General features: G+C 43.8%; 21 protein-coding genes. 7 read left to right on the top strand and 14 right to left on the bottom strand.

All coding sequences use genetic code 11. The features are described from left to right. Positions 1 to 124 precede the first annotated feature (124 nt). The 7 genes from MHM99_RS12570 to gyrA all read right to left on the bottom strand — a co-directional run bounded on the left by MHM99_RS12570 (position 125) and on the right by gyrA (position 10,912). The gene (locus tag MHM99_RS12570) at positions 125 to 2,467 is read right to left on the bottom strand and encodes a PilZ domain-containing protein (protein ID WP_014949640.1); all 2,343 of its coding nucleotides are present in this window, start codon (positions 2,465 to 2,467) and stop codon (positions 125 to 127) included. A 206-nt stretch (positions 2,468 to 2,673) separates the two neighbouring features. Beyond that, a complete protein-coding gene (ihfB, locus tag MHM99_RS12565; RefSeq protein ID WP_014949641.1) occupies positions 2,674 to 2,961 on the bottom strand; it encodes an integration host factor subunit beta in 288 nt (95 codons plus the stop codon). 76 nt (positions 2,962 to 3,037) lie between these two features. After that, on the bottom strand, positions 3,038 to 4,708 hold the full coding sequence (gene rpsA, locus MHM99_RS12560; protein WP_014949642.1) for a 30S ribosomal protein S1: 1,671 nt from the start codon (positions 4,706 to 4,708) through the stop codon (positions 3,038 to 3,040). Positions 4,709 to 4,826: 118 nt separating this feature from the next. Further along, positions 4,827 to 5,498 (bottom strand): (d)CMP kinase, encoded by a 672-nt coding sequence (gene cmk, locus MHM99_RS12555; RefSeq protein ID WP_014949643.1) that lies wholly within the window; start codon positions 5,496 to 5,498, stop codon positions 4,827 to 4,829. A gap of 183 nt (positions 5,499 to 5,681) precedes the next feature. Further along, positions 5,682 to 6,965 (bottom strand): 3-phosphoshikimate 1-carboxyvinyltransferase, encoded by a 1,284-nt coding sequence (aroA, locus tag MHM99_RS12550; protein WP_156078408.1) that lies wholly within the window; start codon positions 6,963 to 6,965, stop codon positions 5,682 to 5,684. Between the two features lies 1 nt (position 6,966). After that, on the bottom strand, positions 6,967 to 8,052 hold the full coding sequence (serC, locus tag MHM99_RS12545; protein ID WP_239219596.1) for a 3-phosphoserine/phosphohydroxythreonine transaminase: 1,086 nt from the start codon (positions 8,050 to 8,052) through the stop codon (positions 6,967 to 6,969). A 145-nt stretch (positions 8,053 to 8,197) separates the two neighbouring features. Further along, complete coding sequence (gene gyrA, locus MHM99_RS12540; protein WP_239219594.1) at positions 8,198 to 10,912, bottom strand: DNA topoisomerase (ATP-hydrolyzing) subunit A; 2,715 nt, start codon at positions 10,910 to 10,912, stop codon at positions 8,198 to 8,200. Positions 10,913 to 11,214: 302 nt separating this feature from the next. On the opposite strand from gyrA, the gene ubiG reads away from it, so the two are divergent. The 5 genes from ubiG to MHM99_RS12515 all read left to right on the top strand — a co-directional run bounded on the left by ubiG (position 11,215) and on the right by MHM99_RS12515 (position 17,180). Further along, positions 11,215 to 11,919 (top strand): bifunctional 2-polyprenyl-6-hydroxyphenol methylase/3-demethylubiquinol 3-O-methyltransferase UbiG, encoded by a 705-nt coding sequence (gene ubiG, locus MHM99_RS12535; protein WP_014949647.1) that lies wholly within the window; start codon positions 11,215 to 11,217, stop codon positions 11,917 to 11,919. Between the two features lie 549 nt (positions 11,920 to 12,468). Continuing rightward, a complete protein-coding gene (gene nrdA, locus MHM99_RS12530) occupies positions 12,469 to 14,790 on the top strand; it encodes a class 1a ribonucleoside-diphosphate reductase subunit alpha (protein WP_014949648.1) in 2,322 nt (773 codons plus the stop codon). Positions 14,791 to 14,912: 122 nt separating this feature from the next. Continuing rightward, positions 14,913 to 16,043, top strand: coding sequence for a class Ia ribonucleoside-diphosphate reductase subunit beta (nrdB, locus tag MHM99_RS12525; RefSeq protein ID WP_014949649.1), 1,131 nt, complete (start codon positions 14,913 to 14,915; stop codon positions 16,041 to 16,043). A gap of 12 nt (positions 16,044 to 16,055) precedes the next feature. Beyond that, positions 16,056 to 16,328, top strand: coding sequence for a class I ribonucleotide reductase maintenance protein YfaE (gene yfaE, locus MHM99_RS12520; protein ID WP_014949650.1), 273 nt, complete (start codon positions 16,056 to 16,058; stop codon positions 16,326 to 16,328). Positions 16,329 to 16,442: 114 nt separating this feature from the next. Beyond that, positions 16,443 to 17,180: an SDR family oxidoreductase gene (locus MHM99_RS12515; protein WP_014949651.1), complete on the top strand. Its 738-nt coding sequence runs from the start codon at positions 16,443 to 16,445 to the stop codon at positions 17,178 to 17,180. A gap of 82 nt (positions 17,181 to 17,262) precedes the next feature. Here the strand turns inward: MHM99_RS12515 and MHM99_RS12510 are convergent, their stop codons facing one another. Then, positions 17,263 to 17,505 (bottom strand): DUF2164 domain-containing protein, encoded by a 243-nt coding sequence (locus tag MHM99_RS12510; protein ID WP_239219592.1) that lies wholly within the window; start codon positions 17,503 to 17,505, stop codon positions 17,263 to 17,265. Between the two features lie 326 nt (positions 17,506 to 17,831). Between MHM99_RS12510 and MHM99_RS12505 the strand changes: the two genes are divergently transcribed. Together MHM99_RS12505 and MHM99_RS12500 are read left to right on the top strand one after the other, a co-directional pair. Beyond that, entirely contained in the window at positions 17,832 to 18,143 is a 312-nt protein-coding gene (locus MHM99_RS12505) for a hypothetical protein (RefSeq protein WP_239219590.1), read from the top strand. Between the two features lie 330 nt (positions 18,144 to 18,473). Next, positions 18,474 to 19,571 (top strand): NADH:flavin oxidoreductase, encoded by a 1,098-nt coding sequence (locus MHM99_RS12500; protein WP_239219588.1) that lies wholly within the window; start codon positions 18,474 to 18,476, stop codon positions 19,569 to 19,571. 37 nt (positions 19,572 to 19,608) lie between these two features. On the opposite strand, the gene MHM99_RS12495 is transcribed toward MHM99_RS12500, so the two are convergent. The 6 genes from MHM99_RS12495 to dapA all read right to left on the bottom strand — a co-directional run bounded on the left by MHM99_RS12495 (position 19,609) and on the right by dapA (position 26,352). Then, entirely contained in the window at positions 19,609 to 21,942 is a 2,334-nt protein-coding gene (locus MHM99_RS12495) for an EAL domain-containing protein (protein WP_239219586.1), read from the bottom strand. Between the two features lie 65 nt (positions 21,943 to 22,007). Next, entirely contained in the window at positions 22,008 to 22,361 is a 354-nt protein-coding gene (locus MHM99_RS12490; RefSeq protein WP_343213280.1) for a GGDEF domain-containing protein, read from the bottom strand. A 200-nt stretch (positions 22,362 to 22,561) separates the two neighbouring features. Further along, positions 22,562 to 23,437, bottom strand: a complete 876-nt coding sequence (locus MHM99_RS12485) for a DMT family transporter (RefSeq protein WP_061485943.1) — start codon at positions 23,435 to 23,437, stop codon at positions 22,562 to 22,564. 188 nt (positions 23,438 to 23,625) lie between these two features. Continuing rightward, complete coding sequence (purC, locus tag MHM99_RS12480) at positions 23,626 to 24,339, bottom strand: phosphoribosylaminoimidazolesuccinocarboxamide synthase (RefSeq protein ID WP_014949658.1); 714 nt, start codon at positions 24,337 to 24,339, stop codon at positions 23,626 to 23,628. Positions 24,340 to 24,351: 12 nt separating this feature from the next. Continuing rightward, entirely contained in the window at positions 24,352 to 25,455 is a 1,104-nt protein-coding gene (gene bamC, locus MHM99_RS12475) for an outer membrane protein assembly factor BamC (protein ID WP_049588660.1), read from the bottom strand. 12 nt (positions 25,456 to 25,467) lie between these two features. Continuing rightward, positions 25,468 to 26,352 carry a 4-hydroxy-tetrahydrodipicolinate synthase gene (gene dapA, locus MHM99_RS12470; RefSeq protein ID WP_014949660.1) on the bottom strand — a complete coding sequence of 295 codons (885 nt, stop codon included), beginning with the start codon at positions 26,350 to 26,352 and terminating at the stop codon, positions 25,468 to 25,470. Positions 26,353 to 26,423 lie beyond the last annotated feature (71 nt).

Below are 26,423 nucleotides of genomic sequence, written 5' to 3'. Positions count from 1 at the left end.
TGACCTTCTCCTTCTTGATAGTGATTTGAACAACCCTATCTTGGCTCATTTGAAGCCTTTATGGGAGGAGAGGGTCCATACCATTAATCCGCATAGATATTTGCCCACTCAGAAGGCTTTGGCATTAAGCAGCGCCTTCGCTTTCTAGATCCTGACGTTGGGGTTTGGCAATAAGATTGTCTACCACTAAATCGTGGTGAAGGGCTGACATATTAGTAATAAAAATACAGTGTGTATAACCCGCCTGCATCGTTTCGAGCTTGTCATACATGGCTTTGTCTAGCTTTGATAGCTGGGCAAGACGCTTCTTAGTTAATGGCGTTATCGCGCCGTGACATCGAATAGCGGTGACATCTGTGGCACTGAGATGTATTTTTTCTTCATCTAATTGAGTTTTTATTTGTGTTCGCAACTTAGAAAAAAGGAAGTCGCGTTCTTTTATATACACTAAGCGGCTGTCGCTCTTTCTAACGCAGTGAACCACTAACGCTTGTTCAGATGTTTCTTTGAACATCGCCTCTAGAATTTGTGACTTGGGCTTAGCCTGCCCTTTGTCTGCAAAAAAGCCGTGCAGTGGGATAATATTTTGAGTGCGCGAAAAAGGATAAAGGTCGTCAGATGCGTCACTTTGATACACCGTTTTGAGCCTGTCTAACGTAAAGCGGTTCATCACACATAGTACCGATAAAGACGGCATATGCCTAACCGCCAATTCCCAGATATAACGGTGAGTTGAGCGTTGAATACGCGCAATATCTCTTACTTTGAAATACGCGGTATTTTCTTCAACCATATGATCGACGCTCGAGCTCACTTTAGCCTTACGTGTATCTTCAACAAGGCACAACCTCACCACGCCCGTTTCCGCTTGGTAGTGCACAACCTTATATTTTTCACCTTTAATTTTCAGTTCCGGTACTGAAACACGAATTTCCTTTTGTAGCTCACTTTTCGGTGCAACAATTAACTTCATTCCACTTGCACTTAAATCAGCAACCCGCGCATCAATCGATGTCAGCAGTCCAACTTTAATAGAGGCAGGTTTATCAATAACGTAACGTGTCTCACTGCGTCTATCTAAATCCTCTTCCATTACATAATCAATTCGCCAGTTATTGCCGCTAGCCCTCAAGGTTTTTGACAAGGGTTTGAAATCGCATTTTGCTGAAAGAGTCAGATTAGTAAGATAAGCAGACACGTCTTTACAGTAAAGAACATGGGAGATCTGCGCCAGTTGCTCAAATTCTTTACTGGCAATATCGTGAATAGCAAACGCTTTTTGTTTATCTTCTCGCGTCACGCTATCAAGTCGACAATGGGTACAGATGAAGTCGCCACTTTTGGCAAGAAGATAAACCAACGCGTTAAGCTGTTTTAATGCTAGCAGTTGTCTATGCGTCGCTGTTATTTGAACGTTACCATTTTTGGTTTTGATGTTGCCATGAAAGACATATGCTTCATTATACTTGCGTAGCTCGTCAACTAACGTCGCGAAGATAGGCTTATCTTGTAGGCTAGCCAAGAGTTTTTCGGCGTCGTTATGCTCGACATTGGCTTTGGTAAACAGGGCAATAATGGGCTTAAGCGACTTCTTCTCTGGCGCGAGAAACACGGGCAACCACGGGCTATTTTCAAGTATTCGGTCGCGTTCTAGTTCTTGCATGGCGCGTTCTATTTCTAAATCACGCTGCAAAGGCTGTTTATACGCGGTAATCGCTACATATCGTTTAAGGGTTGCAAGAAAGCCTTTATCCACGTCGTCTTGAAAAACAAACGATGTCTCATACTTCCCTAAGTGCTTGTTGTATTTTACCGACTCTAGTTCAAGCGTTATTTCAGTCGGTTCTTTAGTAAGTCCTTTAACTTCAGGAATAGTGAACGTAATAATGTCACCAGTAGAAGCGTTCGGTGGCCTTTTCGTTTCAAGAGCAATGCCTTTGTGTGACATCGAACTGATTGAACAATGACGGCCTTTCTCAAAATCGGGGGAAGAAATAGTAAAGTTTGGACGAATTGCGATGTCATCGCCGAAATCTATATCAGTAAACGATTGGCTTTCAACATTAAAAGCATCGACAATTTTTTTGAACTGTTCTTTTTTTATTTGGTTTTGGTAGAAGTCTGAGTTCATTACTGACTCAAACACGCCTACCGTATATCTGTCTTGATAAAGTGATGTTTCGTTTTTGAGTATCTGCGCGCCGACTTTATCAAGGCGCATTTGAACCCCGAAGTGCTTGAATTTCATGACGGGGAATTGAGCAAAGGCAGAGTTATCAGCAGGAGCGTCGGTTAACGACGTTAATCGAACAACCTCTTCTTTTACTACTTTTCGAACACTACTAGGTAGACGCTTCGAAAACTTGTTAATTCCTTCTAACAGCTTGTTTTGTTGTTCATAAGGAATTAACGCGCGAATGAGCGGCTGGTATTGTTTTATTATTGCTTGTTCGTCGCCGGCTGACATTACTTCTATGAATACCGTTTATTATTATTTGAACAATATATAACCCTATTCGAGTTGGGGTCAATAGGTATCAAAAATTAAACGAAAGTATATCAGCAATAACGAGCGCCTTATGTTAGCTAAGGAAAATAGACTATTGAATTTTGCTAAATAACAATAAGGCAGCAGACACAAAAAAGCCGCTTTTCAGCGGCTTTTAAAATGCATTATGCGATTGAGGCGTCTACCCTTTCGCGAAGCTCTTTACCAGGCTTAAAGTGCGGTACATATTTACCGTCAAGTTTCACTGTCTCACCCGTTTTTGGGTTTCTACCTACGCGTGGAGCGCGGTAGTGAAGAGAGAAACTGCCAAAACCTCTAATTTCAATACGCTCACCCTTTTGAAGAGTTTGTGCCATTTGCTCTAGAAGTTCTTTTATCGCTAGTTCGAGTTCCTTCGCCGGAATATGACGCGCTTGATCCGCGAGCCGTTCAATTAATTCAGACTTGGTCATGCTTAACCTCATTGTCAATATTATTGTTTAAACAGCTATCGCGAATTGGGTGTGCATCTGCACACCCACAAAAGCATTATTCGCCTTTAGCAGCTTTAAATGCTTCTGCCATCGCGTTAGCGAAACCAACATCTTCTTGCTGGTTAACTTTATCGATAGCTTCTTTTTCGTCAGCCTGATCTTTCGCTTTAACAGATAGGTTAACAGTGCGGTTCTTACGGTCAACGCCCATGAACTTCGCTTCGATGCTATCACCAACGCTTGCTACTTCTGTTGCGTCTTCAACACGCTCTACAGCAAGATCTGCAACGCGGATGTAGCCGTCAACTTCTTCAGCTAGGTTTACAGTAACGCCTTTCGCATCAACTGCTGTTACTGTACCAGTAACGATAGCACCTTTCTTGTTATCTGTCAGATACTTGTTGAAAGGATCTTCTTCGATTTGCTTAACGCCAAGAGAGATACGCTCACGCTCTGGGTCGACTTGAAGTACAACTGCAGAGATTTCGTCGCCTTTCTTGTAGTCGCGAACCGCGTCTTCACCAGACTTGTTCCAGCTGATGTCAGAAAGGTGAACTAGACCGTCGATGCCGCCGTCAAGACCGATGAAGATACCGAAGTCAGTGATTGACTTGATCTTACCAGACACTTTGTCACCTTTTTCGTGTGACTCAGCAAATGTTTCCCAAGGGTTAGCAATGCACTGCTTAAGACCTAGAGAAATACGACGACGCTCTTCGTCAATTTCAAGAACCATTACATCTACAGTGTCACCTAGGTTAACAACTTTAGATGGGTGGATGTTCTTGTTAGTCCAATCCATTTCAGAAACGTGTACAAGACCTTCAACGCCGTCTTCGATTTCAACGAAGCAGCCGTAGTCAGTAAGGTTAGTAACCTGACCGTTGATCTTAGTACCTTCTGGGTAACGAGAAGCAATTTCTTGCCATGGATCGTTGCCCATTTGCTTCATGCCAAGAGAAACACGCTGCTTCTCTTTGTCGAACTTAAGTACTTTAACGTTGATTTCGTCACCAACATTCACGATTTCACTTGGGTGCTTAACGCGCTTCCAAGCCATATCAGTGATGTGTAGAAGACCGTCTACGCCACCAAGGTCAACGAACGCACCGTAATCGGTAAGGTTCTTAACGATACCCTTGATTTCATGACCTTCTTCAAGGTTAGCAAGAAGCGTTTCGCGCTCTGCGCTGCTTTCTGCTTCGATAACTGCACGACGAGAAACAACAACGTTGTTACGCTTAGCGTCAAGCTTGATAACTTTAAATTCAAGCTCTTTGCCTTCAAGGTGCGTAGTGTCACGTACTGGACGTACGTCAACAAGAGAACCAGGAAGGAACGCGCGTACACTGTTAACTTCAACAGTGAAACCGCCTTTAACTTTACCGTTGATAACGCCTTTGATAGTAGCTTTATCTTCGTAAGCTTTTTCCAGCTCAACCCACGCTTCGTGACGCTTCGCTTTTTCGCGAGAAAGGATAGTTTCACCGAAACCATCTTCAACTGCATCTAGTGCTACGTCTACTTGGTCACCGATAGCGATTTCTAGTTCGCCTTCAGCGTTTTTGAATTGGTCAGCTGGGATAGCACTTTCTGATTTCAAGCCTGCATCAACAAGAACGATGTCTTTGTCGATAGAAACAACAGTACCTTTTACAATTGAACCAGGACGTGTTTCTAGTTCTTGTAAGCTTTCTTCAAAAAGTTGTGCAAAATTTTCAGTCATAAGTCTCAAATAACTTTTAAGTTGATATCCACGCTTCTTATCCGGATAACGCGGGGTTATTAAAATTAGTCGCCACTTCCTGTAGCAACACTGCTTTGGATGCGATCAGCTCTCGTCATTAAAGGCGTGAGGAAATAATATCCATCGCTTTTTCAAAGACTTGGTCAATATCCAAGTCCGTTGAATCTATAATTACTGCATCTTGTGCCGGTACCAAAGGAGCCACTGCACGCTGTGTATCGCGCTCGTCTCTTGCCTTGATATCGGTTAAAAGGCGCGCAATATTAACATCCATGCCCTTTGCTTTCAACTGGCTATAGCGGCGTTCTGCACGGGCTTCTGCGCTTGCTGTGAGGAAAATCTTTACAGGCGCTTCGGGAAATACCACTGTACCCATGTCGCGACCGTCGGCAACAAGACCAGGATCTTGTTGGAAAGCACGCTGTCTGCGAAGTAGTGCTTCGCGAACCCGGGGTAATGCTGCAACTTTTGATGCCACAGCGCCAACTTCTTCAGTGCGAATATCGTCAGTAACGTCTTCGCCTTCTAAGATAATGCGAGTGGTATCGCCATTCGTCTCGAAACTAACATCAAGACCGGTTGCTAGAGGAACAACACATTCTTCATCATCACACGGAAGGTCGTGGTGAAGTGCAGCAACTGCTAATACGCGGTAAATTGCACCGCTATCTAGAAAGTGCCACCCTAATTTTTTTGCCAGCAAGCTACTTAATGTACCTTTGCCTGCACCACTAGGACCGTCAACCGTGACTACGGGTGTGGAATGCATACCTGCTCCATCGTTTAAATTACTAAAAATCGCGCGCAATTATACGCTTTAGTGAGAGATAAGCAATGCCGCCTCTAATTGGCGGCATTGAAGATCAGGTTAAACCTGATTCAGATCAATGGGGCAAGTAAGGCGATTACCGGCATTGCCTACCATTATTTAAGAGCAATATTTTTTGAGCCTTTACGCGCTATACAGTGTTTTAAAGCGGGTAAAGTAGTCTGGGAACGTTTTGCGCGTGCAGCCCGGGTCGTTTATTGTTACCGGCGTATCGCTTAACGCAACAAGCGAGAAGCACATGGCAATGCGATGGTCGTTATACGTGTCTATCTCAGCATGTTTTAGCGACTCAGTTGGCCACACTTTAATATAGTCATGCCCTTCTTCCACTTTCGCGCCCAACTTTTGAAGCTCGGTGGCCATAGCCGCAAGACGGTCTGTTTCCTTAACACGCCAGTTATAAATATTAGTCATGGTCGTTGGACCTTCAGCAAACAATGCCGTAGTCGCGATGGTCATGGCCGCATCTGGAATATGGTTCATATCCATGTTCACGCCTTTAAGCGGCGCACCCGTTATTTCAACATACTCATCGTTCCAAACCACCGTTGCACCCATGGCCTCAAGTACATCAGCAAAACGAATGTCACCTTGAATGCTGTTCTGGCCAATTCCGGTTACGCGTACCGTTCCACCTTTAATGGCACCGGCTGCAAGGAAGTAAGATGCTGACGATGCATCGCCTTCTACCATAAATTTACCCGGCGCAATATACTTAGCGTCACCAGAAATCGTGAACGTTTGGTAGTTATCATTTTTAACAGTAACGCCAAACTTCGCCATGGTATCTAACGTGATATCGATATAAGGCTTAGAAACCAACTCACCTTTTATGCGAATAGTCACATCGCCAGAAAAGAGCGGAGCTGCCATTAAGAGCGCGGTTAAGAACTGGCTAGATACACTGCCGTCTACCGACATTTCACCGCCGTTTAAAGTCTTACCTTTAATTTGTAGCGGTGGGTAACCTTCATTTTTAAGGTAAGTTACTTCAGCATCGGCTTCGCGTAGCGCATCGACTAAGTCGCCAATTGGACGCTCTTCCATGCGCGGTTCACCGGTAAGTACCGTATCAACGTTACTTGCAGCAAGTGCAGCGCATAAAGGACGCATTGCGGTACCGGCATTACCCAAGAAAAGCTCAAGTGGCTCTGCTACGTTAAATGCACCACCGTTACCTTGCACAACACATTGTGTTTTATCTTCGCTAAGGCGGTAGTTTATGCCTAATTTAGTTAGTGCATTTAGCATGTGCTCAATATCTTCGCTATCAAGCAAGTTGGTTAATTCAGTTTCACCTTCAGCTAACGCGGCAAGCAGTAGTGCGCGGTTAGACAGACTTTTTGAGCCAGGTACATTGATCTCTCCCGATACTTTTGCAATCGGGTCTAATGTTAACTGCTCCATTTTATCCATTCACTCTTTCAAATTCGCGCATAAATTCAACTAGCGCAACAATGCCCTCTACTGGCATTGCATTATAAATACTGGCACGCATGCCCCCAACTGAACGATGCCCTTTAAGAGCAAGTAACCCTGCTTCTTGCGACTGTTTAAGGAACAATCCGTCAAGTTCAGCATTGGCTAAATGAAACGGCACGTTCATTTTTGAACGGTTATCAGGGTGAACTTTACTTGAGTAAAAGTCAGAGCTATCAATAGCTGAATACAATAACGCCGCCTTTTCCGCATTGCGTTTCGCCATAGCATCAACACCGCCCATATCTTTAAGCCACTCAAATACAAGGCCAGCCAAATACCATGAAAACGTTGGCGGTGTGTTGTACATAGAGTCAGACTTTGCCGCTAGTGCATAATCGAAGATAGAGGGCGTTTCTTTACGTGCTTTGCCAACCAGGTCTTCGCGAACAATAACAACTGATAAGCCGCTTGGGCCGATATTCTTTTGTGCGCCAGCGTATATAACGCCATGTTTTGCTACATCTAACGGCTGAGACAATATAGTCGAAGACATATCAGAAACAAGCGGAACCTTGCCCGACTCTGGTAGCCAATTAAAAGCTATTCCGTCAACGGTTTCATTTGGACAGAAATGGTAATACGCGGCAGATTGATCAATATCGCTCAACTGAGGCTGCGCAACGTAGTGACAGCCGTCTTTTTCAGACACTTCACCCACCACTTTGGCGTGGTTGTATTTGTTTGCTTCGTCAACGGCACCTTTAGACCAAGAACCGCTGACTAAGTGAAGACTGGTATCGTTAGCGTTTGATAAGTTGAGCGGTACAGCGGCAAATTGCCCACGCCCACCACCGTGCGTGAACAGCACATGATAGTTGGAAGGAATGGACAACAAATCTCGCAAATCTTGCTCAGCTTTTGCCGCTATTTCAATGAAGTCTTTACCACGATGGCTTACTTCCATTACAGAGCAGCCTAGGTCGCGCCAATTTGTAAATTCTGATTGTGCTTTTTCCATGACTTCTTTTGGAAGCATAGCCGGGCCAGCACTAAAATTAAAAACCTCTTTCATCGCGTTTTTCAACACCTGTAGATAATTACCGTTTAACTCGCTTTGTTTTGAACATTTTGCGGGTCTATTAGGTAAACAAGCGGCTTAAGCCGCTTGTTTGAAAGAACACTGATAATGCGCAAGTATGAATACCTGCGCCCTATCCCTACTCTTCTGTCGTTGAGCCGTCACCGTCTTCTGCGGTGTTCTCTTGCTCTTGAACAGCAGTTTCTGCTTGTTCTGGCGCATCGTCTGAAATGATTAGGTTACCGTCTTCGTCGAATTCTTGTAACTCTTCCACTTCTTCAATGCGTTGTAACCCTACAACGTGCTCACCTTCTACTGTACGTATTAAGCGAACGCCTTGTGTGTTACGGCCTACTACTGACACTTCGCCTACACGGGTACGAACCAGTGTGCCTTGGTCACTAATAAGCATAATTTCATTGGTTTCGTCTACTTGAACCGCGCCAACCACTTTACCATTACGCTCAGACACCTTAATTGATACAACACCTTGTGTCGCACGGCTCTTCGCAGGGTAATCTTCAAGCGGAGTACGCTTACCGAAACCATTCTCTGTTGCTGTCAGGATTGGGCCGTCGCCTTTAGGAACAATAAGTGATACCACTTTTTGACCATCTTGCAGACGAATACCGCGAACACCTGTGGCTGTTCTTCCCATAGGACGAAGTGCCAGAAGCTCTTCCCCCGTCTCTGGGTCACGCTTAACTTCACCGGTTTCGCTGTCGCGAAGCTTCTCGTTGAAGCGAACCACTTTACCTGCATCAGAGAACAACATTATGTCGTCATCACCGTGAGTGATATCAACACCAATCAGCTCATCACCTTCGTTCAGGTTAACGGCGATAATACCGCTTGAACGTGGGCGAGAATATAGGCTCAGGTCAGTCTTTTTAACCGTACCGTTTGCCGTCGCCATCAGTACAAACTTGCCTTCTTCAAACTCTTTAATAGGAAGAATAGCAGTAATACGTTCGTTCTCTTCAAGCGGTAGGATGTTAACAATTGGGCGTCCGCGCGCGTTACGGCTAGCAAACGGCAACTGATATACTTTCAACCAGTACAAGCGACCACGGGTTGAGAAGCAAAGTATGTGATCGTGGGTATTAGCTACCAATAATCTTTCGATGAAATCTTCATCTTTCATCTTGGTTGCTGATTTACCACGGCCACCACGACGCTGTGCTTCGTAGTCTGTAAGTTTTTGATATTTCACATAACCTTCGCGAGAAAGCGTTACTACAACATCTTCTTGCTCTATAAGATCTTCAATATCAATATCGTGACTTGCTGCCGTAATTTCAGTACGACGCTCATCACCAAATTCATCACGTACTTTTTCAAGTTCTTCTTGAATGACTTCCATCAAACGCTCTGGGCTCTTTAGGATGTGAAGAAGTTCTGCGATGATCTCTAGAAGTTGCTTATACTCTTCTAGAATTTTCTCGTGCTCAAGACCTGTTAGCTTGTGTAAGCGAAGGTCAAGAATAGCTTGCGCTTGCTGTTCTGTCAGGTAGTACTTGCCGTCGCGAATACCAAATTCTGGCATTAGCCAATCAGGGCGTGCAGCGTCATCGCCTGCGCGCTCAAGCATTTGCGCTACATCACCTAAGTCCCAACCTTGTGCTACAAGCGATTTCTTGGCGTCTGCTGGGCTTTGTGACGCTTTAATCAACTCGATAATCGGGTCGATGTTCGCAAGCGCTATCGCCAAACCTTCAAGAATGTGAGCGCGGTCACGGGCTTTACGTAATTCAAAAACCGTACGACGTGTTACTACTTCACGGCGGTGAAGAATAAAGCATTCTAGCGTTTCTTTAAGGTTGAATACCTTAGGCTGACCGTTATCAAGCGCAACCATGTTAATACCGAATACCGTTTGAAGCTGGGTATTCGCGTATAAATGATTAAGTAGGACTTCGGCAGATTCGTTGCGTTTAACTTCGATAACAATGCGCATACCGTCTTTATCAGACTCGTCTCGCAGTGCAGAAACGCCTTCGATGCGCTTTTCTTTTACCAGTTCAGCAATCTTTTCAATAAGACGCGCTTTGTTAACCTGGTACGGGATCTCGTTAACAACAATGGTTTCTTTACCGTTGCTGTCAGTTTCAATTTCCGCCTTAGCACGAAGATAAATTTTACCGCGACCTGTGCGATACGCATCTTCAATTCCCTTGCGCCCACTGATCATAGCTGCCGTTGGGAAATCTGGACCTGGGATGTGTGTCATCAAGTCGTCGATGGTAATAGACGGATCTTGAATTAACGCTACGCAGCCGTTGATCACTTCGGTGAGGTTATGTGGCGGAATATTCGTCGCCATACCAACCGCGATACCCGATGAGCCGTTAACAAGAAGGTTAGGCACCTTCGTTGGTAATACTTCAGGAATATGCTCTGTACCATCGTAGTTAGGTACGAAATCTACGGTCTCTTTATCTAAATCGGCAAGTAACTCGTGCGCAATTTTAGCCATGCGAACTTCGGTATAACGCATCGCAGCAGCAGAGTCGCCGTCTACCGATCCGAAGTTACCTTGACCGTCTACTAGCATATAGCGAAGTGAGAACGGTTGGGCCATACGAACAATAGTATCGTAAACTGCAGAGTCACCGTGAGGGTGATATTTACCAATTACGTCACCTACCACACGGGCAGATTTTTTGTATGGCTTGTTAAAGTCGTTTTTCAGTTCGTTCATTGCGAACAGCACACGACGGTGCACTGGCTTCAAGCCATCTCTTACGTCAGGCAAGGCTCGCCCGACAATAACGCTCATCGCGTAATCAAGGTAAGAGTTCTTTAACTCTTCCTCAATATTAACGGGGAGGATTTCTTTAGCGTTATCAGACATAAACTGCTTAATCCCTTTATCTTGGTTTGTTCTGCGTTATCCAGCACTTCGCTTCACATCATTGTGAAAACAAGGCGTGGGAGCGCACTGTTATTATTATGTGGGTCATAATCGTGCTTCGAGTGTACCACTTGATGACAGAATTATGTAGCGCTTAATTACGCTTATTAATCAACTAAAAGGCAAGCGATTATTTTTCGTTCGACCCTTCTTATAATTTGTCTATTTCTGTTTAAAAACAGTGAAACACAACCTCGATTTACGATATCTTAAAAAGAGATAGATTAAGGATTGTTTTACTCATGACGAACGTCGATCAACAAGAAATCAATAAGTTCTCTGAACTCGCTTCACGCTGGTGGGATCCAGAAGGCGAATTTAAGCCATTGCACCTTATTAACCCACTTCGCTTAGACTTCATTAATCAACACAGTGAAGGCCTGTTTGACAAAAAAGTCGTCGATATTGGCTGTGGTGGCGGTATTTTAGCAGAATCTATGGCGCGTGCAGGCGCGACGGTAACAGGTTTAGATATGGCAGAAGCCTCGTTAGAAGTAGCGAAGCTGCACGGTTTAGAATCAGGGGTAAAAGTTGACTACGTATGTTCAACTGCCGAAGCATTCGCAGAAGCAAATGCAGGACAGTTCGACGTGGTAACCTGTATGGAAATGTTAGAGCATGTACCCGACCCTGCTTCTGTTGTACTGGCCTGTGCTAAGTTGGTTAAGCCTGGTGGCCATGTTTTCTTTTCTACGCTTAACCGAAACCTAAAGTCGTATCTGATGGGGATCGTAGGAGCGGAATATATCCTTAAACTGGTTCCAAAAGGCACCCATGATCACAGTAAGTTCATCAAACCATCTGAACTTATGGCGATGACCGATCATGCTGGTTTGCTGCCTCGAGATATGACAGGTCTACACATGGACCCAATTTCTCAAGGCTTTTATCTCTCTGCGAATAATGTCGACGTTAACTACTTACTATATACAGTAGCGCAAAATTAATTTAACACTATATATTGGGTTGCGGCGATATTTTAAACACCATATATCGTGTTTATATAAAAACTATTTTCTAAGAATAAATTAATTTTTATGTCGAAGAATTAATTAAAAATGCTTGCAATCCAGATATTTTACGCTTGTAGAACGCTAAAAAGTTAGTTGTTACTAACATAAATTTCATGCCAGATTGAGTGCTTGAAATACCACCAGATATTGGGTTGCATTAAGACTAAAACCTCACTATCTTGTGTTTAATTCAGCACGTGATCCCAATGCAGATTTTCTGGGATCGCACAGATCGCTAACGAGATTATGGCAATGCCATATGCAGTGTGTGACATCAACCTCGCTGAAAATATAAATGCAGTGAAAAAATTAAATGAGCAGTCTCTACTTTATACTTTCGGTATTGGTTTAGGCCGCTTTCGTGTGTGTTGTTATCTGGCGTGAGCCAATGGTGATAATCTCACTCACACTCAATAAATTAAAAATGAAAATGGGCATTACATAGCCCACGCATCAAGCGCTAACAGACAAACGGCCAGTAACATGAACAACAACTTATTAGTCACCAAACGCAACGGTGAAAAAGAGTCCATCGACTTAGAGAAAATCCACAAAGTCGTGACATGGGCAGCCAAAGGACTTAAAAACGTTTCAGTTTCACAAGTTGAAATCAAGGCACAAATCCAGTTTTATGACGGTATCAATACTAGCGAGATCCATGAAACCCTGATCAAATCAGCGGCAGATCTTATTTCTACCGATGCGCCAGATTATCAATACCTGGCTGCGCGCTTGGCCATTTTCCACCTTCGCAAAAAAGCCTATGGTCAATTTGAGCCGCCTGCCCTACTTGAGCATGTAGGTAAAATGGTTGATATGGGCAAATACGATAAGCACCTGCTTGAAGACTACACGCCTGAAGAATTCGCTGAAATGGACTCGTATATCGACCATTGGCGAGACATGAACTTCAGCTACGCTGCAGTTAAACAGCTCGAAGGTAAATACCTGGTTCAAAACCGAGTTACAGGTGAAATCTACGAAAGTGCTCAGTTCCTATATATTTTAGTGGCGGCATGCCTTTTCGCAAATTACGATAAAGCGACGCGTATGGACTACATCCGCCGCTTCTATGATGCCGCTTCAACATTCAAGCTGTCATTGCCTACACCTATTATGGCTGGCGTACGTACGCCTACTCGCCAGTTTAGCTCATGTGTACTTATCGAAACCGGCGACAGCTTAGATTCAATCAATGCAACGGCAAGTGCCATTGTTAAATACGTAAGCCAGCGCGCTGGTATCGGTGTAAATGCAGGCCGTATACGCGCACTAGGTAGCCCTATTCGCGGCGGTGAAGCATTCCATACGGGTTGTATTCCGTTCTACAAATACTTCCAAACAGCCGTTAAAAGCTGTTCACAAGGTGGTGTTCGTGGTGGCGCTGCTACGCTGTTCTACCCTATCTGGCATATGGAAGTTGAATCACTGTTAGTGCTTAAGAACAACCGTGGTGTTGAAGAAAACCGTGTACGTCACTTAGATTACGGCGTTCAGTTCAACAAACTAATGTACCAGCGCATGATGAAAGACGGCTATATCTCACTATTTAGCCCGTCTGACGTTCCAGGTCTTTACGATGCATTCTTCGCTGACCAAGAGAAGTTTGAAGAGCTATACGTTAAATACGAAAACGACGACAGCATCCGCAAAAAGCAAATTAAAGCCATGGAGCTATTCAGCTTGTTCATGCAAGAGCGTGCAAGCACAGGTCGTATTTATCTACAAAACGTTGACCACTGTAATACGCACAGCCCGTTTAACCCAGAAGTTGCACCAGTTCGTCAGAGCAACCTGTGCCTTGAAATTGCGCTACCTACTAAGCCGCTTCAGCACGTTAATGATGAGAACGGTGAAATTGCACTATGTACGCTGTCAGCGTTTAACTTAGGTGCGATTAAGTCACTGGACGAGTTTGAAGAGTTGTCTGACCTTGCAGTACGTGCGCTAGATAACCTGCTTGATTACCAAGACTACCCCGTTCCTGCTGCATATAATGCTACGATGGGACGTCGTACGCTAGGTGTTGGTGTTATCAACTTTGCATACTACCTTGCTAAAAATGGCGTTAAGTATTCTGATCACAGCGCGAACGGTCTAGTTCACCGCACGTTCGAAGCAATGCAGTACTATCTACTTAAAGCGTCGAACAATCTTGCTAAAGAAAAAGGTGCGTGTCCTAAGTTTAACGAAACCACCTATTCTCAAGGCATCATGCCAATTGATAGCTACAAGAAAGATCTTGATAGCGTATGTAATGAACCACTTCATTACGACTGGGATGCACTTCGTGAAGAAATCAAAACTCACGGTTTGCGTAACTCTACGCTGTCAGCATTAATGCCGTCAGAGACGTCTTCTCAGATTTCAAACGCGACAAACGGCATTGAGCCACCGCGTGGTTTTATCAGCATTAAGTCGAGTAAAGATGGTGTTCTTAAGCAAGTTGTACCTGAGTACGAAACGCTAAGAGACCAATACGAGCTACTTTGGGATATTCCTTCAAACGATGGTTACCTACAACTTGTTGGTATCATGCAGAAGTTTATCGACCAAACTATCTCAGCGAATACCAACTACGATCCAAGCCGTTACGAAGGTAACAAGGTACCAATGAAGCTTCTTCTTAAGGACCTTCTTACTACGTATAAACTGGGTGTTAAAACACTTTACTATCATAACACTCGCGACGGCGCGTCAGACACATCTGCTCTCGATGCTAAAGCGAGCGAGCCTATGCCACGTCAAGAAGAAGTGGTTGTAGAGGAAGATGATGATTGTGCAGGCGGTGCGTGTAAGATTTAGAACACGCCCCCTGTTTAAATGGCAAATGCATAAAAGGAGTTAACTGCATTTGCCATTAACGTTTCGCAGCAAGAACACAAACAATAATACGCGTTAATCATTAAGTTTTTAGTTAGGCCATCATGAAATACACTACGTTTAATCAGCAAAGTACTAATCCATTGATCGAGCCGATGTTTTTCGGTAACCCCGTAAACGTTGCACGCTACGACCAGCAAAAGCATGCCATATTCGAAAAGCTTATTGAGAAGCAAATTAGCTTTTTTTGGCGCCCTGAAGAAGTTGACGTTTCTCGCGACCGTGTTGATTTCCAAAAATTGACCGACCCAGAAAAGCACATCTTTATTTCAAACCTTAAGTACCAAACCCTGTTAGATTCGGTGCAAGGCCGTAGCCCGAACATCGCGTTCTTGCCTATTATTTCACTACCAGAGTTAGAAACTTGGGTTGAAACATGGTCTTTCTTCGAGACTATTCACTCACGTTCGTATACTCATATTTTGAGAAACTTGTTCTCAGACCCAAGCGAAATATTCGAAGATATCGTAGTGAATGACGAAATTAAGCGACGTGCTGCTGATATTTCTAAATATTACGATGATCTCATTTTCGCCACTCAGCTTTGGCAGACACAGGGTGAAGGCGTACATACAGTGAATGGTGTTGCACACACTATCAACATGTATGAGCTTAAGAAGAAGCTTTACCTATGCATGAACTCGGTGAACGCACTGGAAGCAATCCGTTTCTACGTGTCTTTTGCCTGCACATTCGCTTTCGCTGAGCGGAAGCTGATGGAAGGTAATTCTAAGATTATTCGTTTGATTGCCCGTGACGAGAATCTGCACTTATCTTCAACACAGCATATCCTTAATTTGTGGGCTAAGGGTAAAGATGACCCTGAAATGGCGCAAATTGCAGAAGAGTGTAAAGAAGAAGCGCGCGCTATCTTCATGAACGCTGTCGAGCAAGAAAAGCAGTGGGCTGACTACTTGTTCCAAAACGGCTCAATGATTGGTTTGAATAAAGAAATTCTTTGCCAGTACGTTGAGTACATTGCGAATCAACGTATGTCTGCTATTGGTCTAGACACCCCGTTCGAGATAAGCAGTAATCCACTTCCATGGATGAATAACTATTTGAATTCAGACAACGTGCAAGTGGCACCTCAAGAGTCTGAAATCAGCTCTTATCTTGTTGGTCAAATCGACTCTGCCGTGAGCGAAGACGACTTTGCTGATTTTGAGCTGTAAAACTACAGCTTAATGAGCAGCAACGATAAATCACTCCGCATCGACGTTGTCGATGTGGGGGCGATTATTTCCCCTTCTGATTCCACTATCTTAAACGCCCTTGAAGCAGCGGACGTTCATATTCACTACCATTGTCGTGAAGGCTTTTGTGGTGCATGCCGCACAAAGCTAATTGAAGGCGAAGTTGAGTACACCACAGATCCCCTCGCCTTCATTGACGACGATGAAATTCTTCCTTGTTGTTGCGTGGCTAAATGCCCACTAAAAATAAAAGTACCGCTGTAAAATCTTCATTCATCGTTCTCACTATCACTCTCACAGTGTTTCTGCGCGTTAAAGTAATCCACTTCAATAGTTTTACGTAGCAACTTAACACTAATCAAACGTAAAGATAATGTTATGAGCGAAGTTTCTGGAAAAGTTGTCATCATTACAGGTGCAAGTAGCGGGCTTGGAGAAGCAACGGCGAAAATGCTTGCGGATAAAGGTGCTAAATTAGTGTTGGGCGCCCGCCGTGAAGACCGTCTTAAAAAACTTGTAGATGAAATTGAATCTTCAGGTGGCCAAGCTACTTATCAAACGGTAGATGTCACGAAAAAGGATGAAGTCAAGGCGCTTGCGAAAGCGGCCATAGATGCCTATGGGCGTATTGACGTGCTCGTCAACAATGCTGGTCTTATGCCACTCGCTCCGCTTGACGAGATGAAAGTTGACGAGTGGGATCAGATGATAGATGTAAACATAAAAGGCGTTATGTATGGAGTAGCAGCGGTATTAGGACAAATGCGAGAGCAAAAAAGCGGGCATATTATCAATCTTTCCTCTGTGGCAGGTCATGTTGTGTTCCCTGGAGCAACGGTTTATTGCGCAACTAAATTCGCTGTTAAAGCAATAAGTGAAGGCATTCGCAGGGAGTCAAATGGTGAAATTCGCTCTACCAACATCTCACCTGGTGCAGTGGCGACAGAACTTACTGACCACATTTCTCACAAAGACTCAAAGCAAATGGCAGATGATATGTATGACGATGCTATCGATGCAGATGCTATTGCACGTGCAGTAACGTTTGCCATAGAGCAGCCTGGCGACGTAGACATAAACGAAATGATCATCAGACCTACCCGTCAGGAACTCTAATACAGCTCATTTCTAACGTAATGGTATTGATTGGCCATCTAATGATTAAGCCTGCAAATGCAGGCTTAATTTATTTCTGAATTTAAAGTACTTTTTCGATGGCATACAATTCTTCATCAATGACCTGTAAGCGAGATGCAACAACGGCTCTCGCGTCGTTTACGCCTTTATTATAAAACGATGCGCCCATTTCTTTACTAATGAAGTCCAGAAGAAATTCTCCGTCAAATTGACCAAGTTCCACGCTTAATTCATCATCAAAATATCGTTGCAGTTTAGAGACTAGCGCGTCTTTTTCCTCACGGGTAAATGCAATATTACTCATTGTCATCCTTCATTTGTCACTTATAAAATGTCACGTTCTTTGTGTTAGACTCAACTATCGTTTTTCTTGCTCGTTAGCAATTATAAACGTTTTAACGTTAACACGCCGCACGCCTAATTTTAGATTTTTTTAGCATGTAGACTCGGCCTGGTATGATTTTCGTATACACCTTGTAGGCTTCTCTATTTTTAATTGCTGATTGTCTAAAAACAGTTATTTTAATGCAGAGTCTACATGCCCTTTTGTTCAAAGCACTAGCGCAATAGTTTGCGTAGATAATTACATCAAAATGGGGCATCGCTTTCACGTAATTTGCGAGGTTAACAATGAAAGTTCTACCTATTATCGGAATAACAACCGTACTAGCAGCAAATAGTTTACCTGCTTGCGCCAACCCTAACCCTCATAAAGATAAATCACTCCCTCCGGGTATAGAGAAGAAGTATGAACGAACAGGTGAATTACCGCCGGGTTGGGAAAAAAAGCTAGCCGTTGGAAATCGTTTAGATCGTGATATTTACAGCCATGCCCGCATCATTGTGCCTTTGGGAGAAGACGGGTTAGTAACAGTTCGCATTGAAAACAAAGTGGTACGCCTTATTCAAGCCACAAGGGAAATTGTAGAGATTTTAGATTAAGCCTGCTCATATCTGAAAGAGAGCTTCTGATATGGAGCTCTTAGCTCACTTTTACTTATGGCTTACTATCAACATTTGAAAATTGACTTGCCCTCACTCGACAGTAGTATCTGGAATCAACCATAGTTTTTTAGTTGGGTAGCCATCATGTTATCCCTGCAACACATCACGCAGGATATACTAGAGCCAGTTATTCTTTGTTGTACATCAAGACTCAACAATCCCCAACTTAATGACTTGTTTAACACTTCTATGATAATGGCGGCGTTTCATTTTCTATGATGAAAGTACAAACGGCCCCAATTGCAATAAAGAAATCAGGAACAAAAAATGGCAGCTAACGCACTGTTTAAACCTTACTCAAAGGGCAACTTATCGTTAACCAACCGAATTGTTATGGCCCCCATGACTCGTCAATTTTCGCCTAACGGCGTACCTACCAACGATGTAGCTGGTTACTATAAACGCCGAGCTCAAGGTGGCACAGGTTTGATTATCACCGAGGGCACTACAGTAAACGATAAAGTCGCTACGATGGATGCAAATATCCCTCAATTCCATGGCGATGAAGCGCTAGCCGCTTGGAAAAATGTGGTAGATGAAGTTCACAGTGTCGGTGGGAAAATTATGCCTCAACTATGGCACGTGGGTATGGCGAGGGTAGCGGAAAAAGCGCCTTATCCTGAACTTCCAAGTGCAGGGCCTTCAGGTTTATTCAAACCAGGAAAACAGGGCGCTGAACCTATGACCGTTGAACACATTGAATCCGTGATTACTGCCTTTGCACAAGCAGCAGCAGATGCCAAAACTATTGGTATGGATGGAATTGAGATTCACGGTGCTCATGGTTATCTAATCGACCAGTTCTTCTGGGAAGGCACAAACCAGCGAACTGACAGTTGGGGCGGTAACATGGAAAATCGTGGACGATTTGCGGTTGAAATAATTAAAGCCATACGTGATGCAACCGGTCCCGATTTTCCGATCGTACTGCGCTATTCGCAGTGGAAACAACAAGATTACACCGCTCGTTTAGCGCACACGCCCCAAGAACTAGAACAGTTTCTTCTTCCGCTAAGTGAAGCTGGAGTAGATGTTTTTCATTGTTCTCAGCGCCGCTATTGGGAAAACGAATTTGAAGGCAGTGATTTAAACCTTGCAGGCTGGACGAAAAAATTAACTGGCAAGCCCACCATAACGGTAGGGTCAGTTGGGCTCAATGACGACTTCTTCGGCGCATTCAAAGGGCAAGATTCCAGCACTCGCTCAGTCGATGATTTACTTGAACGTTTAGACGCTGGCGAATTTGATCTGGTTGCTGTAGGAAGAGCGCTACTACAAGATCCGAACTGGGCAAACAAAATAAAAGAAAACCGCACCAACGAACTAGAGCAATACTCTGGTAAAGCGTTAGCAACGCTGTCTTAAGCCCTATTAAATTAAGCACTAGCGCGGCAAAGTTGCGCTAGTGCCTCTCCCAAAAGGACTCAAAGTCTGATTTGCTGAGCGGTTTTGCAATGAAATAACCCTGCGCATAATCACAGCCCATGCTTTTTAGAATATCGTATTGTTCTTGTGTCTCGACACCTTCCGCTACTACCTTTATTCCGAGTTTATTCGCCATCACAATAATGGCTTCGCACAGCACCTTATCATTGCTAACGTCAGTCATCGACTTCACAAAGCTCCTGTCAATCTTGATAAAGTCTGTAGGAAAGCGCTTTAAATAAGAAATAGAGCTGTAACCTGTACCAAAATCATCCAACGCGATATCAACGCCTGCTTGCCTAAACTGGAAAAGCTTCTTGGACACCATCTCATTGGCTTCCATTAATAAGTTTTCCGTGACTTCAAGAAGTATAGAACGCGCAGAGATCTTCTGGTCTAAAAGCAGGTTTAACCATTGAGTTATATTAGATTCTAAATTGAAGTAGTGGCTAGGTGACGTATTAATACTCACCTGCAGCTCTTGACGGTTTTGGGCTTTCCATTGTTTGATATTGGCACAAACTTCATTAAATACCCAATTACTAATATCAATGATGAGTCCAGATTCTTCAGCGAGCGGAATAAATTCTTCAGGTGTAATTCTCCCCTTCGTGGGATGCTGCCATCGAAGTAACGCTTCAGCTTTCATCACTTTTTGGCTACTGAAACATGCAATTGGCTGATACTCAATAAACAATTCATTGTTCTTAACTGCATAGCGCAAATCATTCAACAAGGTCATTCTCTTGATTGCTGCAGTTTGCATGTCGTGGGTATAATACTGATAGTTGTTTTTACCGAGATCTTTAGCACCGTACATCGCTTGGTCGGCATTCTTTAACAGGCCTTTGACGTCTTTTGCGTCGTCCGGGTATAAAGTGACACCTAAGCTCGCGCTAGTATGCACACGTTCCAGCTCTAAACTATAAGGTTTTGCGATCTCGCCGAGTAACTTTTGTACGACCAGTTCTATAGAACTTAGACCTTTAATGCCGTTTAGGATAATGACAAATTCGTCACCACCTAATCGGGAAACGGTGTCATCAGAACGCAAACACTGCTTTATTCTTCTGGCACATTCAATTAAAAGCTTATCCCCTATATCGTGACCAAGCGTGTCATTAATATCTTTGAAATTATCAAGGTCTAAGAATATCACCGCTACCTTATCGCTCTCTCTATCGGCAGCCTTAATGGCTAACTGCAAGTGAGCCAACATAAGGTTTCGGTTGGGAAGTCCTGTCAAAAAATCATAGTTGGCTTGCTTCCATATAAGTTGATTAGCCAGCTCTCTTTCAATAGCGATGCTAGCGATATGCGCGAACTGTTCGATTAAGCGCATTTCTTCCGCTGTCGGTACTGCTTTTTCTCTATGATAAATTGCAAAAGTACCAATAGCGTCACCATTAGCTCTTTGTATTGGCTGTGACCAACAAGAGCATACACCAGCGCGCAATGCTAAATCTTTCCAATCGGTCCAAAAGGGGTGCGTACTGATATCTTCAACAATGGTCGGTAAGTTCGTCGCGGCAGTATTTCCACATGATCCCCTCCCTACACCAAACTCAACGCCATCGATAGCGTCGTTATAAAAGTCGGGTAAAGAAGGCGCAGCACCCTTTTTCAGCTTGCCATCTTCTAATAGCAGAATACTGCAAATTTGATCTGTGTATTCGGCCTCTATAGCATTCACAATGTCGTGGAGCACGGTATGCAATGACTCTGCATTTACCACTTTCTCTAAAATAGCGCTCCTCACACGGGTGATTTTTTGTGTTTGAGCTAGCTTAAATTGGTACTCTTCCAACTGAGTTGAGAGATCATTGTATTCTTGTCGCTGTAGTTCCGACTCTACAAGTTTTGCAAGCTGCTCTAACTGCTGTATTTGAACGCAATTGAATATTTTTGGATTATTATCCAACACACATAGCGTTCCCACCGCAACCCCCTCTATCATCAGCCTAGCACCCGCGTAAAAGCGAATGTGAGGATGACCAACCACATACGGATTACTTTTGAAGCGAGGGTCCTCTTGAGTATCTGGAACGACTAAGGTTTTGTCCTGCGCTACAGCATGGGCACAAAAGGCGACATCCCTTTGTGTTTCAGTCATATCGAAATTAATAGCTGACTTAAACCACTGCCTACTGTCGTCGACAAATGTAATCGATGCAAATCTACAATCAAAAATGCTACTCGCTAGTCGAGTAATACGGTCAAAGCGCTCTTCTGGTGGGGTATCGAGCACCCTCAGTTTGTTGAGTGCGGCCAGTCTCTCATGTTCATTTACAATAGTCGGGGGTGTGCGCACAATTCACTCTTAAATCCAACACGGTCGAATTTCGCACATTGTTCAACACGCTTTCAATAGCATGATCAAGCCAGTTTAACATTATTTCTGCCACTCTCTTTGGCTTTGTATAATACGTCATCGGCTTCCGATAGTGCTGACTCAATAGTGTCATGATGTTCTTTTACATAAGATACACCCGCACTAACAGTAATATCAATAAACTTCCCGTTCACATCTAGAGGTTTTTTATTTATTCGATCTCTCAACTTTTCAGCTAACTTGAAGGCGCCTGCGCGGTCGGTATCAGGCAATAAAAGTACGAATTCCTCGCCGCCAATGCGCGCTACGCAATCTACATTACGTAAAGACATTTTTAAAATTTTTGTTACGTGCTTAATCGCTTTATCACCCATGTCGTGGCCGTGAGTGTCGTTGATACGTTAAAAAAATCGATATCGAATCACCACTGACAGCGAACGCTTGTAGCGGTGACTAGCCGCTATTGCTTGTTGGAAAATTCAAATATTGCTCTTTAGTCTAGAAATATGCGTTAACGCTCCCCCATTAAACTCTATAGAACTATTTCGCCACGGCGGAAAATAACGCTTTTTCTATTTTAAACGTAGCGTATAAAACGCTATTTTTTTATAACCAAGTAGATGCCACCCAACGTAGCTATTGAAGCAACCAGGATCTGCATTGTGAGTGGCTCACCAAGCGCTATCCAACCCATAAGTGATGCTATGACAGGCACGCTCAGTTGCACTGTCGCGGCGGTGGTTGATTTGATAAGGGGAAGCGCGCTGTACCAAATAGCGTATCCGCAACCCGATGCAAACACCCCTGATGCAAGCGCGTAATAAACACCCTCGCTATCTAAGACAAAATTATCTGCGCCCACGAAGCAAACCACACCAACCAAAGGAACACAGAAAAACGCGGCATAGACAAAATTACCCGATGTAGATAAAAGGGCTGAGCTACTTTTTTTACCCAAAAGCGAATAGACGCCCCAAGCCATACCCGCCAAAACCATAACCGCGCCAGCTAAAAGAGGCGGTGCTGCCGCGCTAGGCAACAGTAAGATAACAAGGCCTAAAAATGCCAACACAAACCCCAACCACTGCCATTTTTTAAATCGCTCGCCATTGAACAACCCTACGGAAATCATAGTGAGTTGCACGGCACCAAATAATAAAAGTGCCCCCGTTCCCGTGGACATTGAAATATAGGCATATGAAAAGCAGATAGCGTAAACGAACAACGAAATGCCACCGAGTACGCTGGCGTTGGTTTTTAGGCCATGAAAAAGGCCTTGAGAAGGCACGCTCTCACTTTTGCGACGTTGGAAATAAGAAGACAAAAGTAACAACGCTATCGCCCCGCTCGCTAAGCGTAAGATAGTAAAACTAGCTGGATCTATATCGGTGTTAGCAAGAGCCATGCGGCAAAGTAGCGAATTAGCAGCAAATGCAATCATGGCAATAGCGACCAATACAAAGGTTTTCAACAAACCGAATCTCCCTAGTTTTAAACGCAAAAATGCTCAGCAGTACACTAACTTATCCCGTAATGCATCGAAAAGTAAATGCTTAAACGCAAGAGACAATATCTTACAACGACGTAGACAGGTCAAACTGACTAAAACGAAAAAGAGGACCGAAAGGTCCTCTTTAAATTAGTTATTACTTGATGAGAGTTTTAAAGCGATAAGCCTAAGCGCTCAGCCACTTCAATATAGGTCTCGACAACAGAGCCCAAACCTTGTCTAAAGCGGTCTTTGTCCATCTTTTTACGGGTTTCTTTATCCCACAAGCGACAGCCATCTGGTGTAAACTCATCACCTAGTACGATATTGCCATCTTTGTCGACACCAAACTCTAGTTTATAGTCTACAAGCAACATACCCGCGTCATCAAAGAGTGCTTTCAAAACACTGTTAACCTTGAAGGTCAATGCTTTCATTTCAGCAATTTGCGCTTCGGTTGCCCAACCAAATGATAAAATATGGTAGTCATTTACCATTGGGTCGTGAAGTGCATCATTCTTTAAGAAAAACTCGAAAATAGGTGGGTTAAGCTCTTTGCCCTCTTCCACACCCAGTCTGCGAACTAAAGAGCCAGCAGACAAGTTTCTCACCACACACTCAACAGGGATCATGTCGAGCTTCTTAACCAAAGACTCAGTGTCAGAAACCAGCGCCTCAACTTGCGTTGCAATGCCTGCTTCTTCAAGCTTTGTCATAATAAAGTGATTAAACTTGTTGTTTACTTCACCTTTGCGTTCTAGCTGTTCAATCTTCTCACCATCAAACGCCGAAGTGTCGTTTCTAAAGTGAAGAATAAGTTTATCGCTATCATCAGTGTAATAAACAGTTTTTGCTTTACCGCGGTAAAGCTCGTCGCGTTTTTCCATTCTCAGTCTCAGTTATATATCAAGGTTATCTTCTGACATGACCTCAGCAAATGCACTGTAAAGGTCGGAAACCTGATTTGCTTCAAACGGTACACTTTCATTATTCATGAAGGTAACTGACGTGCGATCCGCACCCGCTCTTGCAACTTTCAAACGATAGTCACCTTTCTTTAGCAACTCTTTATCGCTTGAGAATAAACCATCCCACCAACTACCTTGATCACCATTGTAAGTGACAAATAATAGGCCGTTTGATTTATCTAAATCTTTAACGTCAAAACCAAGCTTACGCAGTACTAACAGCATTCTTGGCCACGCTACATCATACTTAGCTTCTACGATATACGCCGCATCACCATCGGCATTAAAGCCCATCTCGGTATTGATACCCTGACGGATACGAGCAATTCTTCGTGTCTCTGCTAGCTGAATTTGGTACTCATAGTGACCAACAACTTGATTCAACACCTCAACTTCTTCGCGACGTTCTTCCATTGAAGAGACTTCTGCAACCACGTCGTTGCCCAATGTTTGCATATAGTCCTTTAATTCAACAGTAAGCGCAGCACTACGGCCGTGAGGTTTAACGTCTAAGCTGAATTCAAAACGTCGACCGATTTCGCTTTCTTCATCTATAAAGCTATACCAAGGACCTTCGACTTCTCTAGTTATCACCATCCAGTCAGTAACCAGCACTTTCTCTTCTGGACTAAAGCTATCTACACCAATACCTTGTTCATCTAAGAAACTTAAAAGCGAGTTCCAAATTGCTTGGCTTAGCGGCTGACTATCGTCAACCTGGTCAAACCAAATGGTTGCTGAACTCTTACCTTCCTCAATGTGAGAACCCGTAACTAACGGTAAAACTAATGCTGGCGAGCGAACCATCAACGACTTGCCCACCAAATTTGAATCGGCCTCTTGACCTAACTCAGGTAATACAAAATCACGAGAAAAAGCAGGTGCATCTAAGTCAGAAGGTACTTTTAGCGATTCTTGTTCTTTAGTTTTTAAGTATTCGTAGCTGCCAGACGCGGTCTTTCTATCTATTTGGCTTGAACAACCTGCAAGTGCAACCATCGCTACTGAACTTGCTATAGCCAGCGTTCTTTTCATCTGTGTTCCTTATTAACCAGAAATCAATGCGTATTTTTTTAGTAGTTCTTCGATACGTTTTTGGCTTGATAGTTCCGGTAAAACCATAGGTAATCGCATAACTGCGCTTTCCATCATGCCCATTTTATACAATGCCCACTTCGGCATTACTGGATTTGGTTCAATGAATAGCTCGCTATGAAGCAACTTAATGGTTTCATCGATATCGCGACATTTATCAAAATTATTTTCTAGCGCAGCCTCACACATTTGTGCGATTGCTTTAGGCACTATGTTAGCCGTTACGGAGATAACGCCGTGGCCGCCTTCACACATAAACTCGCAGCTTGAACCGTCGTCGCCGCTAAGTAAAACAAAGTCATCGGGAACCAAAGGCTGAGTAGCCTTAAGGCGTGCGATATTACCGGTTGCGTCTTTAAGACCAACGATATTTTTGTGGGTTGCTAGTTTTGCTACCGTTTCAGGCAGCATGTCGGCTACGGTGCGGCCTGGCACATTGTAAAGAATAACAGGTAAGTCACTAGCGTCTGCAATTGCATTAAAGTGCGCGACCATACCCGCCTGTTGAGGCTTATTGTAATAAGGTACTACGCTTAGGAAACCGTCAATACCTGTAGAGCCTAACTGCTCCGTAAGAAAAATAGCCTCTGCCGTAGAGTTTGCGCCACTGCCGGCAATAACCGGAATTGCTCCCGATGCCATAGCAACAGTTTCTTTAACCACATTGATGTGTTCATCAAAAGGTAGCGTTGCTGACTCACCAGTAGTTCCAACCGACACTATACCGTGGGTGCCCTGCTCTACATGAAACTTCACAAGTTTCTCTAAAGACTTGTAATCAATATCGCCGTTTTCGAACATCGGCGTGACGAGTGCTACGTAACTACCAGTAAACATAATCTCTCCGAAAAATGTGAGCGCACATGGTAAATATGTCGGTGCTTAAACACAAGTAATAGCGCAAGTAA

The organism is Alteromonas sp. MmMcT2-2 (assembly GCF_022348305.1).
GTDB classification, from domain to species: Bacteria; Pseudomonadota; Gammaproteobacteria; order Enterobacterales; family Alteromonadaceae; genus Alteromonas; species Alteromonas macleodii.
Note: the sequence above shows the minus strand (reverse complement) of the source record. Positions and strands in the feature narration are given on the sequence as shown.

Bases quoted from the DNA above. Each gene is read 5' to 3' on its own strand.
- serC (WP_239219596.1), bottom strand. From the start codon at position 8,052: ATGAAAGAGGTTTTTAATTTTAGTGCTGGCCCGGCTATGCTTCCAAAA.
- cmk (WP_014949643.1), bottom strand. From the start codon at position 5,498: ATGCATTCCACACCCGTAGTCACGGTTGACGGTCCTAGTGGTGCAGGC.
- MHM99_RS12505 (WP_239219590.1), top strand. From the start codon at position 17,832: ATGAAAGTTCTACCTATTATCGGAATAACAACCGTACTAGCAGCAAAT.
- dapA (WP_014949660.1), bottom strand. From the start codon at position 26,352: ATGTTTACTGGTAGTTACGTAGCACTCGTCACGCCGATGTTCGAAAAC.
- rpsA (WP_014949642.1), bottom strand. From the start codon at position 4,708: ATGACTGAAAATTTTGCACAACTTTTTGAAGAAAGCTTACAAGAACTA.
- MHM99_RS12570 (WP_014949640.1), bottom strand. From the start codon at position 2,467: ATGTCAGCCGGCGACGAACAAGCAATAATAAAACAATACCAGCCGCTC.
- MHM99_RS12500 (WP_239219588.1), top strand. From the start codon at position 18,474: ATGGCAGCTAACGCACTGTTTAAACCTTACTCAAAGGGCAACTTATCG.
- ubiG (WP_014949647.1), top strand. From the start codon at position 11,215: ATGACGAACGTCGATCAACAAGAAATCAATAAGTTCTCTGAACTCGCT.
- yfaE (WP_014949650.1), top strand. From the start codon at position 16,056: ATGAGCAGCAACGATAAATCACTCCGCATCGACGTTGTCGATGTGGGG.
- nrdA (WP_014949648.1), top strand. From the start codon at position 12,469: ATGAACAACAACTTATTAGTCACCAAACGCAACGGTGAAAAAGAGTCC.
- gyrA (WP_239219594.1), bottom strand. From the start codon at position 10,912: ATGTCTGATAACGCTAAAGAAATCCTCCCCGTTAATATTGAGGAAGAG.
- bamC (WP_049588660.1), bottom strand. From the start codon at position 25,455: ATGAAAAGAACGCTGGCTATAGCAAGTTCAGTAGCGATGGTTGCACTT.
- ihfB (WP_014949641.1), bottom strand. From the start codon at position 2,961: ATGACCAAGTCTGAATTAATTGAACGGCTCGCGGATCAAGCGCGTCAT.
- nrdB (WP_014949649.1), top strand. From the start codon at position 14,913: ATGAAATACACTACGTTTAATCAGCAAAGTACTAATCCATTGATCGAG.
- aroA (WP_156078408.1), bottom strand. From the start codon at position 6,965: ATGGAGCAGTTAACATTAGACCCGATTGCAAAAGTATCGGGAGAGATC.
- purC (WP_014949658.1), bottom strand. From the start codon at position 24,339: ATGGAAAAACGCGACGAGCTTTACCGCGGTAAAGCAAAAACTGTTTAT.
- MHM99_RS12510 (WP_239219592.1), bottom strand. From the start codon at position 17,505: ATGAGTAATATTGCATTTACCCGTGAGGAAAAAGACGCGCTAGTCTCT.
- MHM99_RS12515 (WP_014949651.1), top strand. From the start codon at position 16,443: ATGAGCGAAGTTTCTGGAAAAGTTGTCATCATTACAGGTGCAAGTAGC.